General features: G+C 41.1%; 12 protein-coding genes. 9 read left to right on the top strand and 3 right to left on the bottom strand.

What is annotated here, in order from left to right:
* Nucleotides 1–60 precede the first annotated feature (60 nt).
* From BLS33_RS09895 to galK, 6 genes are all read left to right on the top strand, one after another.
* The gene (locus BLS33_RS09895) at nucleotides 61–930 is read left to right on the top strand and encodes a sialate O-acetylesterase (protein WP_089888036.1); all 870 of its coding nucleotides are present in this window, start codon (nucleotides 61–63) and stop codon (nucleotides 928–930) included.
* A gap of 15 nt (nucleotides 931–945) precedes the next feature.
* Entirely contained in the window at nucleotides 946–3342 is a 2397-nt protein-coding gene (locus BLS33_RS09890; protein ID WP_089888033.1) for a glycoside hydrolase family 95 protein, read from the top strand.
* A 184-nt stretch (nucleotides 3343–3526) separates the two neighbouring features.
* Complete coding sequence (locus tag BLS33_RS09885) at nucleotides 3527–4864, top strand: Gfo/Idh/MocA family protein (RefSeq protein ID WP_089888203.1); 1338 nt, start codon at nucleotides 3527–3529, stop codon at nucleotides 4862–4864.
* Nucleotides 4865–4932: 68 nt separating this feature from the next.
* The gene (locus tag BLS33_RS09880; protein WP_245731359.1) at nucleotides 4933–6486 is read left to right on the top strand and encodes an arylsulfatase; all 1554 of its coding nucleotides are present in this window, start codon (nucleotides 4933–4935) and stop codon (nucleotides 6484–6486) included.
* Between the two features lie 111 nt (nucleotides 6487–6597).
* Entirely contained in the window at nucleotides 6598–7671 is a 1074-nt protein-coding gene (locus BLS33_RS09875) for a formylglycine-generating enzyme family protein (protein WP_245731357.1), read from the top strand.
* 14 nt (nucleotides 7672–7685) lie between these two features.
* On the top strand, nucleotides 7686–8813 hold the full coding sequence (galK, locus tag BLS33_RS09870; RefSeq protein ID WP_089888027.1) for a galactokinase: 1128 nt from the start codon (nucleotides 7686–7688) through the stop codon (nucleotides 8811–8813).
* Nucleotides 8814–8897: 84 nt separating this feature from the next.
* Here the strand turns inward: galK and BLS33_RS09865 are convergent, their stop codons facing one another.
* Entirely contained in the window at nucleotides 8898–9599 is a 702-nt protein-coding gene (locus BLS33_RS09865) for a LytR/AlgR family response regulator transcription factor (RefSeq protein WP_089888024.1), read from the bottom strand.
* A gap of 261 nt (nucleotides 9600–9860) precedes the next feature.
* On the opposite strand from BLS33_RS09865, the gene trxB reads away from it, so the two are divergent.
* Nucleotides 9861–10832, top strand: coding sequence for a thioredoxin-disulfide reductase (gene trxB, locus BLS33_RS09860; protein WP_089888022.1), 972 nt, complete (start codon nucleotides 9861–9863; stop codon nucleotides 10830–10832).
* Between the two features lie 65 nt (nucleotides 10833–10897).
* Here the strand turns inward: trxB and BLS33_RS09855 are convergent, their stop codons facing one another.
* Both BLS33_RS09855 and BLS33_RS09850 read right to left on the bottom strand, forming a co-directional pair.
* Entirely contained in the window at nucleotides 10898–11347 is a 450-nt protein-coding gene (locus BLS33_RS09855) for a hypothetical protein (protein WP_089888201.1), read from the bottom strand.
* Nucleotides 11348–11400: 53 nt separating this feature from the next.
* Entirely contained in the window at nucleotides 11401–11850 is a 450-nt protein-coding gene (locus BLS33_RS09850) for a hypothetical protein (RefSeq protein ID WP_089888019.1), read from the bottom strand.
* A gap of 213 nt (nucleotides 11851–12063) precedes the next feature.
* Between BLS33_RS09850 and BLS33_RS09845 the strand changes: the two genes are divergently transcribed.
* Nucleotides 12064–15135 (top strand): SusC/RagA family TonB-linked outer membrane protein, encoded by a 3072-nt coding sequence (locus tag BLS33_RS09845; RefSeq protein ID WP_089888017.1) that lies wholly within the window; start codon nucleotides 12064–12066, stop codon nucleotides 15133–15135.
* Between the two features lie 101 nt (nucleotides 15136–15236).
* Nucleotides 15237–16652, top strand: coding sequence for a SusD/RagB family nutrient-binding outer membrane lipoprotein (locus BLS33_RS09840; protein ID WP_089888015.1), 1416 nt, complete (start codon nucleotides 15237–15239; stop codon nucleotides 16650–16652).
* The last annotated feature ends 9 nt before the right edge of the window (nucleotides 16653–16661 follow it).

Genomic DNA, 16661 nt, shown 5'->3' with positions numbered 1-16661 from the left:
TATGATAAGTCAAAAATCGAATATTTCTATACTTTGAAATAAGCATGTAATTTTTAAATTATGAACATATGTAAATTTCTAATCTGCTTTTTTATCGGGTCTTTTTCATTGGTCTTTTCCCAGCACAAAGAAATAGATGTATACCTTATCGGCGGGCAATCGAATGCCACGGGGCAGGGGTACATGGTGAACATACCTTCCGATTTCAGTATAAACACCGAAGTGCTTTTACTCCATTCACATTTGATGAAAGGAGAAAAACCCTATACTTGGACGCCCTTGCATCAGGCTTCGGAATCTCCCGATCGTTTTGGGGTAGAACTTTCTATGGGTACAAAGCTTCAGGAGTTTTTTCCAGATAGCAAGATAGCCCTTATAAAACATGCGTATTCGGGGTCTAATTTGTTCGAAGATTGGAACCCAGGTAAAAATAAACAGGATACAATAGCGTACGGCATACAGTTCAAACACTTTGTAAGAACGGTAGATAAAGGACTTGAAGATTTAAGAGCCCAAGGGTATAGCCCTAAAATCAAAGCAATGGTCTGGCAGCAGGGTGAAGGGGATGCGCGGGAAGATTCCGGAATCGAGAATTCTAAAAATTATGGCAAAAACTTAAGGCATTTTATAAAACGGGTACGGAAACAATTCGGAGCTAAAAAAATGCAGTTTGTTTACGGTTATGTAATTCCTGTCAACCAAAAAGTGTATGCAGGAAGAGATGAGGTGCGTTCGGGGCAACGCTATGTAGATCAAGATTCAGGTAAGTCTCTGTCGCTGAAGAATGCTTTTGTTGTTCCAACCGATGATTTACCATTGCGTGCAGATGAACCGAATTCCCCTTACCCCAATGATAAGATACACTTTAATACATTTGGTGTTTTGGAACTGGGTAACCGGTTTGCTGAGAAAATAAAGGAACACCGCTGATTAAATTCTAATAAAATGAAAAGATACCGACAACAGAAATTTTTTATTACTGCCCTTATTTTGTTTTCCAGTTTTGGGATTAGGGGGCAGGATGATGCCGAACACCTTAAATTGTGGTATGACGCCCCTGCGGATGCATCTGTTCAAGATTCACCAAATGGCTGGAAAGACGATCCCGAATGGCTTAAGTCTCTACCGTTGGGCAATGGTTCTTTAGGAGTTATGGTTTATGGGGATGTCAACCGCGAACGTATTCAATTGAACGAAGAGAGTATGTGGTCCGGTAGCCCTGACGACAACGACAATCCCGAAGCCTATGCCGCTCAAGACAAAATTAGACAGTTGCTATTTGAAGGTAAGTATAAGGAAGCCACCGAACTTACAAATAGCACACAAGTTTGCAAAGGTGAAGGTTCGGGCCATGGAAACGGGGCGGAAGTGCCCTTTGGATGTTTCCAAACCTTGGGTGATTTATGGATCGACAACGGAAAACAAGATCCTTATGAGAATTATCATAAGGAACTAGATCTTGAAGATGCCGTGGTTCGTGTTCGCTATACTCAGAATGGCATAAACTATACGAGGGAGATATTTACAAGCTATCCCGATCAGGTAATGGTAGCTCGTTTTACGGCCGACCGACCAGGTGCAATTTCGTTTACAAGCACGATGAGCCGGCCTGAGCGCTATAAAGTTGCTGTTGAAGATAATCAGTTGATAATGTCGGGAGCACTATCCGATGGTAAAGGAGGTGAGGGATTGGAGTATATGGCGCGTTTGAAAGCACTCACTAAAAATGGAAACGTAAAGTACGTAAATGGACAAATCGAAGTCCAAGATGCTGATGAGGTCACGCTTATTCTTTCGGCCTCTACAGATTATATGTTGAAATATCCTGAATATACGGGTCGGGATTATAAAAGACTAACGGTCAATAGCTTGACGAATGCTACGAAAAAGACATATCAGCAATTGTTGGGCAATCACATTAAGGAATACCAATCGTATTACCAACGAGTCCATTTTGATATTACACCCAACAGCTTCGACCCGATTCCCACCGATGTACGGTTGAAAAATTACAAACAGACCAAAAACGATTCCCATTTAGAAGAGTTGTTCTTTCAATACGGGCGGTATTTGCTTATCTCATCATCGCGTCCGGGTACGCTACCGGCCAATTTACAGGGTATTTGGGCGAATAAGATTCAAACACCTTGGAACGGGGACTATCATACCGATGTAAATGTTGAAATGAATTATTGGCCTGCTGAGGTGACCAATTTATCCGAAATGCATTTGCCGCTCTTTGACCTGATCGGATCTTTGGTAGAGCCGGGAGAAAAAACGGCGCAAGTGCAATATCACCACAAGGGTTGGGTTGTGCATCCTATAACTAATACATGGGGTTATACATCTCCAGGGGAGGCTGCCAGTTGGGGAATGCATACTGGGGCCGGTGCATGGATCTGTGCACATATCTTAGAGCATTATTCCTATTCGAACGATAAAAATTTCTTGGAGCAAATGTATCCTGTCCTTGAGGGATCGACAAAATTCTATATGGATTGGCTGGTGAAAGATCCGAAAACGGGGCAATTGGTTTCCGGTCCGGCCGTATCCCCTGAAAACACATTTATCGCACCTGATGGAAGCAAGAGCCAAATCAGTATGGGGCCAGCCCACGATCAACAAGTTATTTGGCAATTATTCACCGATTTTCTGAAAGCTTCAAAAGAGTTGGGTATTAAAAATAGTTTTACGGCTAAAGTGGAGGAGTCTCTTAATAAATTAGCCGGACCTCAAATCAGTTCCGATGGTAGGTTGATGGAATGGGCCGAAGAATTTCCTGAAGTTGAACCGGGCCATCGCCATATTTCACATCTTTTTGCCTTACATCCAGGGAGCCAAATTAGTTTAAGGGAAACACCGAAGCTAGCTATCGCGGCAAAAAAATCATTGGATTATCGCATCGAGAATGGCGGGGGACACACGGGGTGGAGTGCAGCTTGGTTAATCAATCAATATGCGCGGTTGCAAGAAGCGGAGAAAGCGAAAAGCAGTTTGGAAACGGTATTGTCGAAAAGTACTTCGCCCAATCTGTTCGGTTTACATCCCCCTTTTCAGATGGATGCCAATTTTGGCACCACGGCAGGCATAGCCGAAATGTTGTTGCAAAGCAGGGAAGGAATTGTTCATTTACTTCCTGCGCTTCCAAAAGAATGGCCCACCGGAAAGATATCAGGTTTAAAGGCCAAAGGTGGACTTACCATTGATATGGAGTGGCAGGACGGTGAATTGTTGTTCGCCGATATACATTCCCCAAAAGCACAAAATGTCACGGTGGTGTATGACGGAAAGGAGTCGCAGATAACTCTAAAAAAAGGAGAAAAATATAATTTTGGTAAGTAAAGGTGCCGCACAATGTGTTATGTGAAAATCGCATGGTATTTGATTTTTAATACATGATATGACTGTTAAAAGGTCAAAAATATGCAGTGCCGGCAAGAAAAGAGGAATATTCTTTTTATATTCACGGGCGCTACACAATATGGTTTAGAACCGAACAGATATAAATTCAATAACAATGGAAAAAATGAAGAATAACAAGAAGGGCACAGGTGTGTCTGAAAATTCAAGAAGGAATTTTGTCAAGAGTACAGCCTTGCTTTCAGGAGCTATGGTGCTTCCGACATTTCAAATGGGTGCCATGGTAAATGTATTTAACGATAAGAAGCTTAAACTTGCCGTAGTTGGTTGTGGGGGTCGCGGAACAGGAGCAGTTGTTCAAGCTCTCAAGGCCGATGATAATGTAGAACTGGTTGCAATGGCCGATGCCTTTGAAGACAGATTGAAATCAAGTTTGACCAATATCGCCAAGGCAATGGGCGAAACCAAGAAAATAAACGTAAAAGAAGAACATCAGTTTGTAGGTTTCGATGCCGCCGAAAAAGCTATAGACTTGGCAGATGTTGTCATCTTGGCCACACCTCCAGGGTTTAGACCCCAGCATTTTGAGTATGCCATAAATAACGGGAAACATGTTTTTATGGAAAAGCCTGTTGCGACAGATGTTCCCGGTATACGAAGGGTATTGGCAGCTGGAAAAAAGGCTAAAGAAAACAAATTGAATGTGGTCGTTGGGCTGCAACGTCATTATCAAGATAGCTACTTGGCTGCGCTAGAGCAATTGAAACAAGACAAGATTGGTAAGATTGTTTCGGGTCAGGTATATTGGAACAGCAGAGGTGTTTGGGTACGTGAAAGACAACCACAACAAACCGAGCTTGAGTACCAAATGCGTAATTGGTATTACTTTAATTGGTTATGTGGGGATCATATTCTTGAGCAGCATATCCATAATATCGATGTAGCAAACTGGTTTATAGGCGAATACCCAATCTCTGCTCAGGGTATGGGCGGTAGACAAGTTCGTACTGGAAAAGATCATGGTGAAATTTTTGATCATCATTTTGTAGAATATACGTATCCGAGCGGTGCGGTAGTCGCAAGTCAATGTCGCCATCAGCCGGAAACGATGAGCAAGGTGGCCGAATTTTTCCAAGGTACCAAAGGAACGGTTTCTACAAAAGGAGATACCGCAGAATTGAAAGATTGGAACGGAAATACATTATTTGAACATAGAGGAAAAGATGATCCGAATCCGTACGAAGTAGAACATGTTAAATTGTTCGAATCGATTCGAAATGGAGGTGTTATTTCCAATGCGGAAAATGGGGCCAAAAGTACCTTAACCGCAATAATGGGTAGAATGGCCACCTATTCTGGGAAGGTTATAAAATGGGACGAAGCTTTGAATTCTGATTTGCTTTTGGTGCCCGATAATATGACTTGGGATTCTCCTGCGCCAGTTCAACCTTTGGCAGATGGTACCTATGCAATTCCTACGCCAGGGAAAACAGTGGTGGTATAACGTTCGCCCTTATAATTAGAATATTTATTTGAATTCACATTTTATATATGTTTAATAGCAAGCATTTAATGTCCCTACTAGCCGTAGGGACATTCTTTTTTTCCTGTAAAGACAATCCAGAAAACAAACAAACGACTGAAAAATCGACGAAACCTAACATCATCTATATTTTGGCCGATGATCTAGGCTATGCAGAAGTTGGGGCTTATGGCCAAGATAAAATCGAAACACCTAATATCGATGCTTTGGCCAAAAACGGTATGCTGTTCACCCAACACTATAGTAGTGCTCCCGTTTGTGCTCCTGCAAGATATATGTTGATGACCGGTAAGCACGCAGGTCATGCCTATGTTCGCGGTAATTCTGAATGGGGCGAACGTGGTGATGTATGGGATTACAAGGCCATGGCGAAAGATTCTGTGTTAGAGGGGCAGCGACCAATGCCGGAAGGCACGGTGACTCTTGCCGCCAAGCTTAAGGAAACTGGTTATGCCACGGGCATGATCGGCAAATGGGGATTGGGAGCACCCAATACCCAATCGATACCCAATGAAATGGGTTTTGATTTTTTCCTTGGATACAATTGTCAGCGTCAGGCACATACCTACTATCCGCTCTTTTTATACAAGAATAGAAACCGCCTACATTTAGCCAATGATACGGTTGCACCGAATACCAAATTACCAAAGGGTGCCGACCCAAAAGATTCAGAAAGTTATTCCGATTTTACGCTGAACGAATATTCTCCGGATATAATGTTCCAAGGGATGACCGATTTCGTGGAAGAAAACAAAAACCGACCATTTTTTATGTATTGGGCCAGCCCCATTCCGCATGTGGCACTTCAAGCTCCAAAAAGATGGGTAGATTATTACATCGAAAAGTTTGGTGATGAGGAACCTTATTTGGGAGACAGAGGTTATTTTCCACATAAGAATCCGCATGCTGCCTATGCCGCAATGGTTTCCTATTTGGATGAGAATATCGGAAAATTAGTAAAGCAGCTCAAAGACCTTGGTATTTATGATAATACCTTGATTGTATTTACATCAGATAACGGTCCGACTTTTAATGGTGGGTCCGATTCCGAATTTTTCGATAGCGCTAAACCCTTTCAAGGAAAAAAGGGTCGCGGAAAAGGGTTTTTATACGAAGGAGGTATTCGTGTACCCATGATCGCTTCGTGGCCTGGGAAAATAAACCCTGGTAGCAAAAGCGACCATGTTTCGGCACATTACGATATGATGGCAACCTTTGCTGATATTGCCGGGTACGAAACTCCCGAAAATACAGATGGTCTTAGTCTGCTACCCACATTGTTGTCACAAGATAATCAGCAAGAACATGAATTTATGTATTGGGAATTCCCTAGTAGTGGAGGTCAAGTTGCCATTCGAATGGGAGATTGGAAAGTGTTACGCAGAAATTTGAAAAGTAAGGAGAAGCCGACTCTGGAGCTTTATAACCTAAAGGATGATCCGACCGAAACAACCAATGTAGCAGATGCACATCCAGAGGTAATTAAAAAGGCTGCTGAAATTTTTAGTCGGGAGCGTGAGGCCCCCGAATTGGAAGGTTTTAAGATTCCTTTGATTAAAAACGGTCTGCTAACTAACAAATAGACCGTATCTTTACCCATCAAATTTTTTAATCCTATGATGCGAAATAGTAGTACAATTCTAATTATACTAATTGTTTTAATTGGCTTTACAAGCTGTAAAAACAACGAAAAAATGGATAATCAAGCTGTGCAAAAAGAGGCAAAAGCCGAAGTTGCAAAGGTTGCGGCTCCTCAAAATATTGAAGTTATAAAAGAGCAACCCGAAGACGTCAAAGCACCTGAAGGTATGGTTTGGATTCCTGGTGCGACTTTTATGCAAGGAGCGGTAGATCAAGATAAAATGGCGATGGACCATGAAAAACCCGCCCATAAAGTAGCCGTTGATGGTTTCTTTATGGATGTTACTGAGGTGACCAACGGTCAATTCAAGAAGTTTGTCGATGAAACTGGTTATGTTACCATTGCAGAGCGCGCCATTGATTGGGAAGAAATGAAGAAGCAACTTCCTGAAGGTACCCCGAAACCACATGATTCCATCATGCAACCTGGTTCCTTGACTTTTAAAAAGGCAAAGAGTAGTGTTCCAAATTTATATGATTTCTCACAATGGTGGAGTTGGACTATAGGCGCTAATTGGCGACACCCAAATGGTCCTAAAAGTTCTATAAAAGGTAAAGATGATTACCCTGTAGTACATATTGCCTACGAAGATGCCTTGGCTTATTGTGAATGGGCCGGTCGTAGATTGCCCACCGAAGCCGAATGGGAACTTGCTGCTCAAGGTGATGAAGATAATTCCATTTATTTTTGGGGGAACGATGCCTCGGGCCTTGAAAAGAAAGCGAATACTTGGGAGGGGGAATTTCCTGTAACCAATACAAAAACAGATGGCTATGAGGACCGTGCCCCGGTAAAATCATATCCTCCCAATAGTAAGGGACTTTATGATATGGCTGGAAATGTTTGGGAATGGACTACCGATTGGTACAATACTAATTTCTACAATGAAGTGTTTTCGGCAAATACAATTGCCAAAAACCCGCAAGGGGCGACCGCTCCTTTTAATGAGCGAGATCCATATGCGAAGGAAAAGATAATGAAAGGAGGTTCGTTTCTTTGTAACGCTTCCTACTGTGCAAGCTATAGAATATCTTCCCGAATGGCAACGAGCTTAGATTCCTCTTTGGAGCATTTAGGTTTTAGAACGGTAGCATCCGTAGCTATGGCAAAGAACGAAAAGAAATAAACCAAACCGACCTAATGAAGTTTTTAGAAAAATTCGATCCACAACTCATTATTGAATCCCCAGGTAGAATCAATCTTATTGGCGAACATACGGATTACAATTTAGGGTATGTCTTACCTACTGCTATTGAAAAGAAGATTATTTTCAGGCTTCAAAAAAATGGTTCGGAAACCGAATGTAATATTTACAGTACGGACTTCGATACGGGTTTCAAAATTGACCTGAGAACTATAGCAAGGAGTTCGGTAGAGTGGGAGAATTATATTCTCGGGGTACTCAACGAAATTTCAAAACGAACCGACGGAGTAATAGGTTTTGATTGTACGTTGGAAAGTAATCTTCCGCAGGGATCTGGCCTGAGCTCGTCGGCTGCATTGGAATGTGGACTTGCTTTTGGTCTTAACGAACTGTTCGACCTTGGTCTTACAAAAATGGATATTGTACAATTGTCGCAAACAGCCGAACACACCTATGTCGGAACACAATGTGGCATTATGGACCAATTTGCGTCTGTAATGAGCCAAACGGGGCATGTTATTTTACTCGATTGTAAATCGTTGGAGCATAGTCAAATACCAATTGCATTTGAGCCTTATCAAATGGTCATGCTCAATACCAAAGTATCACATAACCTAGCAACAAGTGAATACAATGTACGAAAGCAGGAATGTGAGGAAGGGGTTGCCATAATTAAGAATAAATATCCGGAAGTTGATTCCCTGCGGGACGCAACTAGAGACATGCTCGAGGCAGTAAAGCACGAGATGAGTGATGTGGTGTTCGACCGCTGTTCGTTCATAATCTCCGAAAACGAAAGAGTTCTGTTAATGGCGGAAGCACTTAAGAAAAATGATTTAAACCGCGTTGGTGCGCTTTTATATGAGGCCCATGAAGGCATCAGTAAATTATATGAAGTAAGTTGTCCGGAATCTGATTTCTTGGTTGATTTTTCAAAGGATTTTCCTGCTGTTTTAGGCGCACGCCAAACTGGTGGTGGATTTGGCGGTTGTACCCTGAATATTGTCCATAAGGATGCCGTGGATGATTTTATTCAACAGGCTAGTACCGCTTATAAAAGCAGGTTCAATATAGCATTGGAAGCTTTTACGGTGCGTCCCAGTGCAGGCACCATGGTGCGATAGAAATCATCTGATAAATAGCTATATCAGCAATTCGGTCTTTTTATCGCTCTTTGATTTGTTCCGCAGCGGGGATATTATTTCGTTCTATTCATAGAAGCCAACAGCTTCCCTAAACTCCATTTTTCTTTTTCGACTTAAAGGCATTTTTCTGCCGCAAATGGCCACCGTTGAACTATTGAAATTCTCAACCTTTTGGAGGTTTACAATATATGACTTGTGAATTCTTACGAATGTTTTCTTAGGTAATTGTTTTGCAAAGGCAGTCATCGAGGAGAGAACCATCATATTTTTATTTTCCATAACTACTTTTACGTAATCTCCCAAGGCTTCTACCCATTTGATATCAGAGAGCCTTACCCTTACGCTTCTTGAGTCACATTTGACAAAAATGTGTTTCTCTTTCTGCTTTTTTACCCCAGCACCTGATTTGAAGATTGCCTTATCTATAGCACTATCGAATCGATGTGGTACAGTTGGTTTTAATAGGTAATCGGCAACATCATAGTCGAAAGCTTTTAGGGCGTGATCGGCGTTGTTACTGATAATTATAATTTGAGGACGTTCCTCTAAAGTTTCAAGTAGTTCAAATCCATTTATGTGTGGTATGTCAATATCAAGAAAAATAAGATCAATTTGAACATCTTTTATGTTTTCTAGAGCTTCCAGACCATTCTCGTAGCTGGCTGTAAGATTTAGAAGAGGGTGTTCTGTGATTAGTTTGCCGAGTTGGGCCCGCTGTATTTGCGAATGGTCTATGACGATACAGTTTAGTTTTGTTTTTTTCATAGTTAGTGATTCTATACATATCTACGAAGAATGGGTGGTTATGGTTTTGTTTTTTTTAAATTTTTATTTTTTAGCTTGAAATATGTCTTGATTGCCGTGTTTGGTTGTGTGTCTTATAAAGGACTGCTAAGGTTTGTGAAATGGGGAGGCTGCCAATAAATCAAATAGGCTTGCTAACACATAACTTTTGATAACTTTTAATGTAAGGTTTTTGTTAAAAAACCTACTTTTGTAGTATAAATTTTTTGAAATACTTGAATTATGTCGGAGAAAATAGAACGAATAAAAACATTGATTATAGGTTCAGGTCCTGCAGGATATACTGCGGCTATTTATGCAGCTAGGGCAGATCTTAAGCCTGTGGTTTATACGGGAATGGAGCCTGGTGGACAATTGACCACTACCACGGAAGTGGATAACTTTCCTGGTTATCCTGAAGGAATCGATGGCCCCACTATGATGGTTCAGCTACAACAACAGGCCGAACGATTCGGTACGGAGGTTCGAATTGGTATGGCCACCGCAGTAGAATTGAGCAATGAAGTTGGCGGTATTCATAAAGTTACTATTGACGATAACAAACAGATAGAAGCGGAAACCATAATTATTTCCACAGGCGCCACAGCCAAATACCTGAATATTCCGAGCGAACAGCGTTTGCGCGGTGGTGGTGTCTCGGCTTGTGCAGTGTGTGACGGTTTCTTCTACAAAGGTCAAGACGTTGCTATCGTGGGTGCGGGAGATACCGCGGCCGAAGAGGCTTCTTATTTAGCCAATATCTGCAACAAAGTGACCATGCTCATACGTAAAGATTATATGCGGGCGTCCAAAGCGATGCAACACCGAGTGAACAGCTTGAAAAACATAGAGATTCGATATAATACCGAAGTTGATGAAGTCTTGGGAGATCAAGTTGTGGAAGGACTTCGTATGGTAAATAATCAAACGGGCGAAAAAGAAGATATCGCTATTACGGGGCTTTTTGTTGCCATTGGCCATAAGCCTAATACTGATATTTTCAAGGGCCAATTAGATATGGATGAGGTAGGATATCTCATTACTCAAGGAAAGTCAACAAAGACTAACAAACCTGGTGTTTTTGCGAGTGGCGATGCCCAAGACAAAGAATATCGTCAGGCGGTAACCGCAGCTGGTACAGGCTGTATGGCTGCATTAGACGCGGAACGTTACCTTGCGACAATTGAAACACATGAAGAAGTGACTTCTTCATAAATTAAAATAGCATACAACAAAAAAACGCCGCAAATGCGGCGTTTTTTGTTTGAAATCGTGACTTTTTAGTCGATTCGTTTATAATTCTCAGAATTTATACGGTTTCCATCTTCATCAAGAAAAATCTGGCTAAAGCGATGCGCATCCAGTTTAAGTTCCATTTTCCATTCCATGTTTGAGTTCGCAATTTTACGCATAGAAGCCGACATGTATTCCAATCTTTCGGTCAGGGTACTATCTGTGGTTTCGTAAGAGCCATACCCAAACCATTCAACCGAATCGGCGGGTACATATCTGGTCCACATCACCTTTCCGTCATAGAACATTTTTATTTGCCGATAGCCTTGTGTAGTTGGTAGGGTATCTGAAACATTGACACCATCGATATAATTGTAAAAACCGACAAGTTCCCAAGTACCTTCAATTGATGGGTGATAAGCAGTTTTTTTTATATTCGATTTCGTAGCGGAGACTAGAAAAAGTAATAAGAAAATAAGTCCGAGTATTTTTTTCATGGTCGCGTGTTTTAGTGTTATTGAATAAAATATTTTAAAAAAAGTGATGACCATTAATCTATTCTTCTATAATTCTCAGAGGCAATACGGCCTCCATCTTCATCGAGTGAAATTTGAGTATATCTGTTTCTGTCCAACTGTAATTCCATGCGCCATTCCATATGCTCATTTGCAATTCTTCGCATTGATGCTGACATGTATTCCAATCTTTCGGTCAGGGTACTATCTGTGGTTTCATAAGTACCGTAGCCGAACCATTCAACCGATTGGTTCGGGGTGTAGCGTGTCCACATAACTTTACCATTGTAAAACATTTTTATTTGACTGAATCCGGTAGCCGGTGTAAGGGTATCCGTGACGTTGACCCCATCATAGTTATACCGATTTATCAATTCCCATGTGCCTTCAATTGACGGATGGTATGCCTTTTCTGTTGGCAGGGTAAAATTGGTGGTCAAGATTAAAATCAAAAACAAAAGAACTAAAACAGATAACTTTCTCATAATAGCCTTATTTATAGTTAATGATTAGATTATATATCAAAAGTTACGAATTTTTTTGTTAAAAAATCATTTTTGAACAAGAAAAAATGTCTTTTTAAGAACTAGGAGTGAGATTAATGAAGGATATTTAAAATCAAACATTTCTTACATAAAATGTTTGATTTTCGATTTTTTTTACAGACTTTAGATATGAACTACTAACTCTAATTTACTATGAAGAATATACTTTTTTCATTGTTCGCCTTGTTATTTTCTTATACGCTTGTCGGACAAATTATCAGTGGTAAAGTGACCGATAATATGGATGCACCGTTACCAGGGGTGTCAATAGTTGTAACGCAGTCCAATACAGGAACGACTACCGATTTTGATGGTAACTATTCTATTTCTGCAACGGAAGGCGAAGTCCTACGATTTTCTTATCTCGGAATGAAAACTAAAGAAATTCCTATTGGAAATAATGAGATTTTAAATGTTCAACTCGAGGAAGACTCGGAACAGTTGAGTGAAGTCATTGTGACAGCTTTTGGTATATCACAGGAAAAAAAGGCGTTGGGTTATGCCGCCCAAAGCATAGATGCCGAAGCAATCACAAAAACTAAACAAACGAATCTAGTTAATGCCCTCCAAGGCCAAGTTGCCGGAGTACAGATAACCAATTCTGGTGGTGCTCCTGGGCAGAGTGCCAGAATTATTATAAGAGGTATAAACTCATTAGACCCGCAGGCGGATAACCAACCTCTTTTTGTGGTTGATGGTGTGCCAATCGATAATTCCACAGTGGAGTCGACAAATACCCCACGCGGTCTTTCAAATAGGGCAGCGGATATAAATCCGGCAGATGTTGAATCGATGTCCGTATTAAAAGGGGCAGCGGCCACCGCGCTTTACGGAGTAAGGGCGGCCAACGGTGCTATCATCATTACAACCAAAAAAGGGCAAAAAGGGCAGGTGCGCATTAACCTCAATACTTCAGTCGGTTTTGAAGAGTTGAATCGCTTGCCGAAATTGCAAGATCAATATGGTCAAGGATTTAGTGGGGAATATGATCCCACCAGTTTCTGGCCTTCATGGGGTGCGCCTATATCAGAGGTGGCAGAAAGTGTTCCGGGGCATAAGTACCAAGACAATTGGAACAGGGCATTTAATACAGGGGTTCAGACCGATCATAGTTTAAGTATTTCCGGTGGAGGTGATAAAGCGACGTTCTATGGTTCATTTGGGCGCTTCGATCAAAAAGGAATAATTCCTTTTAGTGATTGGGCGAGAACTACGGCCAAACTTTCGGGAACCGTTCAGGTAAGTGAAAAATTTGATTTTAGCGGATCTATAAATTATACCAATTCTGGGGGTAATCGAGTGCCCCATGACCGGTTTATGGAAAGAATGATGTATTGGGCGGAAACACAAGATGTACGGGACTACATTAACACAGATGGGACCATGAAAACTTATGGAAATACAAATCCGATATATGATGCTCGTTTTAGTACTTATGTAGACAACGTAAATCGAATAATAGGTAATTTAAATCTGAATTACAATCCGACTGACTGGTTGACCCTTTCATATCGTGTAGGTACTGATTTTTATAGTGATGCCAGAACGGAAATCACACCTGGTCCGAAAGGAATTGATGGCGAGCAGCCTTTAAGCTCTACAGGCGAGATAGAAGAGACTAGAATAAACAGTAGGGATATTACCTCGAACTTCTATATTTCTTTAAAGAAGCAATTCAATGATGATTGGAATACATCCTTGCGATTGGGTAATGACATTTTTGAGCGGAAATATGACCGTGTGACTGCCACAGGTTCCGATTTTGTAATTCCGGAGTTTTATAATCTAAATAATACGAGACAAATTTTTGCAGATCAGGGTAAAAGCATCAGAAGACTAGTGGGCTTTTATGGAGACTTGATGGTAAATTTTAAAGAGTACTTATTCTTTAACGTAACCGGAAGAAATGATATTTCCTCAACATTGCCCAAAGATAACAACTCCTTTTTTTATCCTTCGGTAAATTTGGGTTATGTTTTTAGCGAACATTTGAATACGCCTTCTTGGCTGACCTTCGGTAAACTTAGAGCGTCTTGGGCACAGGTTGGAAAGGATACAAACCCACATGTTCTCGGGGCCACCTTTGTTTCGCCCGATGTTTTTCCACTTGACGGGCAAGTAGGTTTTAGTAGAAATAGTACTTTCGGAGACCCTTCTTTAAAACCAGAGTTGACTACTTCATTAGAATTTGGCACACAATTGGCATTTTTCGATGGCCGTTTAGATTTAGATCTTACCTACTATAAATCGAATGCCGAGGATCAAATTATACCGGTCCCGATTTCTGATGGAACAGGTTTTTCATCCTATATAACCAATGCCGGCGAAATTGAGAATAGTGGTATCGAGATTGTTCTTGGTGGCGATATTGTTCAAAACAAGGATTTTGAATGGACCGCTACCGCCAACTTATCAATGAATAACAACGAAGTAAAGGCAATTCGTGAGGGTATAGACGAAATTGTAGTAGGTAGTCAATTCGGTTATGCCGGAAGTACAGTAACCATGAAGTTGATTGAAGGCGAAGCGTATGGTAATCTTTACGGTACGAGTTATTCCCGTTTTGGTGCCGATGAAAATAATATATTTCTACAACACAATCTTCCGTTAATCATTGGCGACGACGGGTTTCCGGCTCGTAATGCCAACCAGCTTATATTGGGGAATGCCGTTCCTAAATGGATAGGAGGCCTGAGAAATGAACTGCGATACAAGAATTTTGAATTGAGCGTTTTGGTCGATTTCAGGGCAGACGTGGAACAGTACAACCAGTTCGACAATTTCTTATCGGCCTTTGGTAAAAACGAATATACACTGGCAAGAAATGATTTTAGGGTATTCGATGGTGTTTTGGAAGATGGAACTTCTAATACACAACAAGTTTGGCTTGGTCAAGGGGAAGGACCCGATGGCAATGATTACGGTGCGGGTTTTTGGCGAAATGACTATAGAGGTATAACGGAAAACTTTGTAAAAGATGCTAGCTATATAAAATTAAGAAGTATCTCATTGGCTTATAATCTCGATGAAAGAATACTTGATAGAACACCGTTTGCGTCGCTACGGATTTCTTTGGCCGCAAACAACATCATCTTATACTCGCCATGGGATGGTTTTGACCCAGAGTCATTTTCAGCAGGAGCAGGAGGTAATGCCATTGGGTTTACAGGTCTTGGCTTTCCAGGAACGCAGAGCTATTACTTGACCTTAAATTTTGGATTATAGTATGGGGCAGGATCAATATAATGACCTGTATGTATTTGAACAGATATTAATCATTCAATTCAAAAGCAAAATTGTCTTTTAAAATATATAAAAAAATTCAGATGAAACTAAGCAATATAATTACAAAAATAGGGAGTGTCATATTGGTACTGATGACCTTTTCATGTGACTCCTATTTAGACGTAAATGAAAATCCGAATAACCCCGAAGACGCACCAATTTCGGGTTTAATGATCAATAGCACGTATGAATCGGCCAATAATGTATATCGCATAGGAGATATCACATCTAATTATGTTCAATATCTGGCATCGCCAAACCCCGCAAGTGCTTCTGATACCATGGAGCCCGTAAGTAACAATAACACCTGGTTCAGTTTGTATAATGTTATGACAGATTTAGTTGTGTTGATTGACAAGGCACAAGAGCAAGGTGCTGCACATTATCAAGGAGCGGCCCAAATATTAATGGCCCTAAACCTTAGTATGGGCGTTGATGTTTTTGGAGACATGCCCTTTTCGGAGAGCTTTAATTTTGAGACGGTTACTCCTAAGTATGACGCTGATGAGGAGCTTTATGGTGTGGTTATGAATTATTTGGATGCAGGTATCACAAATCTTCAAGGAGAGACAACGGCTTCATTAGGCGATGATGATTTTATCTATTCGGGGGATGTTGCCCAGTGGATTGCTTTTGGAAATATGCTTAAAGCTCGCACGATGATACACATGAAAGGGTTGACGGGATACAGTGATGCGGCCGTGTTAGAAGTTTTGGATAAGGCATTTCAATCGAATGATGAAAATGCCCAAGTTTCTTTTTTCGAACAATCAATTAATCCATGGGCCGATGTGGCTAGGGATAATGCCGACTTATTGCTTGGTGGATGGGTTTCCGAGCAATTTATTCAAGCACTGGACGGAACCTCATTTGAATCGGTCGATCCACGGCTTAAGTTAATGGTAGGCACTACTGACGATGATGCATTTGTGGGTACGGTAAATGGTTCGGGTAGAGGAAATGCACCAGAGCAAGGAGCGAGGTCAACTTTGGTTGAAGGCCAATATTACACCTCGATTACGTCACCTATATTAATAGGTACTTACAGCGAGCAGAAATTTATTGAGGCCGAGGCGGCTTTTGAAACGGATAAACCCAGGTCATATCAAGCCTATTTAGATGGAATTAAGGCCCATATGGAAATGCTCGAGGTACCTCAGGTAGAGATGGATGCATATTTGACAAGCCCAAGTGTGGGAATCGGAGAATCGGCCTTTACGGTGGACGATATATTTAAGGAAAAATGGGTCGCATTGTTTCTGCATCCTGAGAGTTGGAACGATGCAAGAAGATTCGATTACCAATACAAGGATATGACTTTACCCGCTAATTTGAATCCGGATTTAAGCGGACAGTTTATCAGAAGATTGTCCTATCCTGATAGTGAAGTAAGTAGAAACGGAAATAATGTGCCAACGGTAACCTTGCTTGACCGTATTTTTTGGGATGTTGAATAAATTACTGTT

This window comes from Kriegella aquimaris (genome assembly GCF_900103215.1).
GTDB classification, from domain to species: Bacteria; Bacteroidota; Bacteroidia; order Flavobacteriales; family Flavobacteriaceae; genus Kriegella; species Kriegella aquimaris.
The sequence above is the reverse complement of the archived record's forward strand: the minus strand, read 5'-3'. Positions and strand labels throughout refer to the sequence as shown.

Excerpts from the sequence above, each read along its gene's own strand:
- BLS33_RS09895 (WP_089888036.1), top strand. The coding sequence starts at position 61 with ATGAACATATGTAAATTTCTAATCTGCTTTTTTATCGGGTCTTTTTCA.
- BLS33_RS09890 (WP_089888033.1), top strand. The coding sequence starts at position 946 with ATGAAAAGATACCGACAACAGAAATTTTTTATTACTGCCCTTATTTTG.
- BLS33_RS09885 (WP_089888203.1), top strand. The coding sequence starts at position 3,527 with ATGAAGAATAACAAGAAGGGCACAGGTGTGTCTGAAAATTCAAGAAGG.
- BLS33_RS09880 (WP_245731359.1), top strand. The coding sequence starts at position 4,933 with ATGTCCCTACTAGCCGTAGGGACATTCTTTTTTTCCTGTAAAGACAAT.
- BLS33_RS09875 (WP_245731357.1), top strand. The coding sequence starts at position 6,598 with ATGGATAATCAAGCTGTGCAAAAAGAGGCAAAAGCCGAAGTTGCAAAG.
- galK (WP_089888027.1), top strand. The coding sequence starts at position 7,686 with ATGAAGTTTTTAGAAAAATTCGATCCACAACTCATTATTGAATCCCCA.
- BLS33_RS09865 (WP_089888024.1), bottom strand. The coding sequence starts at position 9,599 with ATGAAAAAAACAAAACTAAACTGTATCGTCATAGACCATTCGCAAATA.
- trxB (WP_089888022.1), top strand. The coding sequence starts at position 9,861 with ATGTCGGAGAAAATAGAACGAATAAAAACATTGATTATAGGTTCAGGT.
- BLS33_RS09855 (WP_089888201.1), bottom strand. The coding sequence starts at position 11,347 with ATGAAAAAAATACTCGGACTTATTTTCTTATTACTTTTTCTAGTCTCC.
- BLS33_RS09850 (WP_089888019.1), bottom strand. The coding sequence starts at position 11,850 with ATGAGAAAGTTATCTGTTTTAGTTCTTTTGTTTTTGATTTTAATCTTG.
- BLS33_RS09845 (WP_089888017.1), top strand. The coding sequence starts at position 12,064 with ATGAAGAATATACTTTTTTCATTGTTCGCCTTGTTATTTTCTTATACG.
- BLS33_RS09840 (WP_089888015.1), top strand. The coding sequence starts at position 15,237 with ATGAAACTAAGCAATATAATTACAAAAATAGGGAGTGTCATATTGGTA.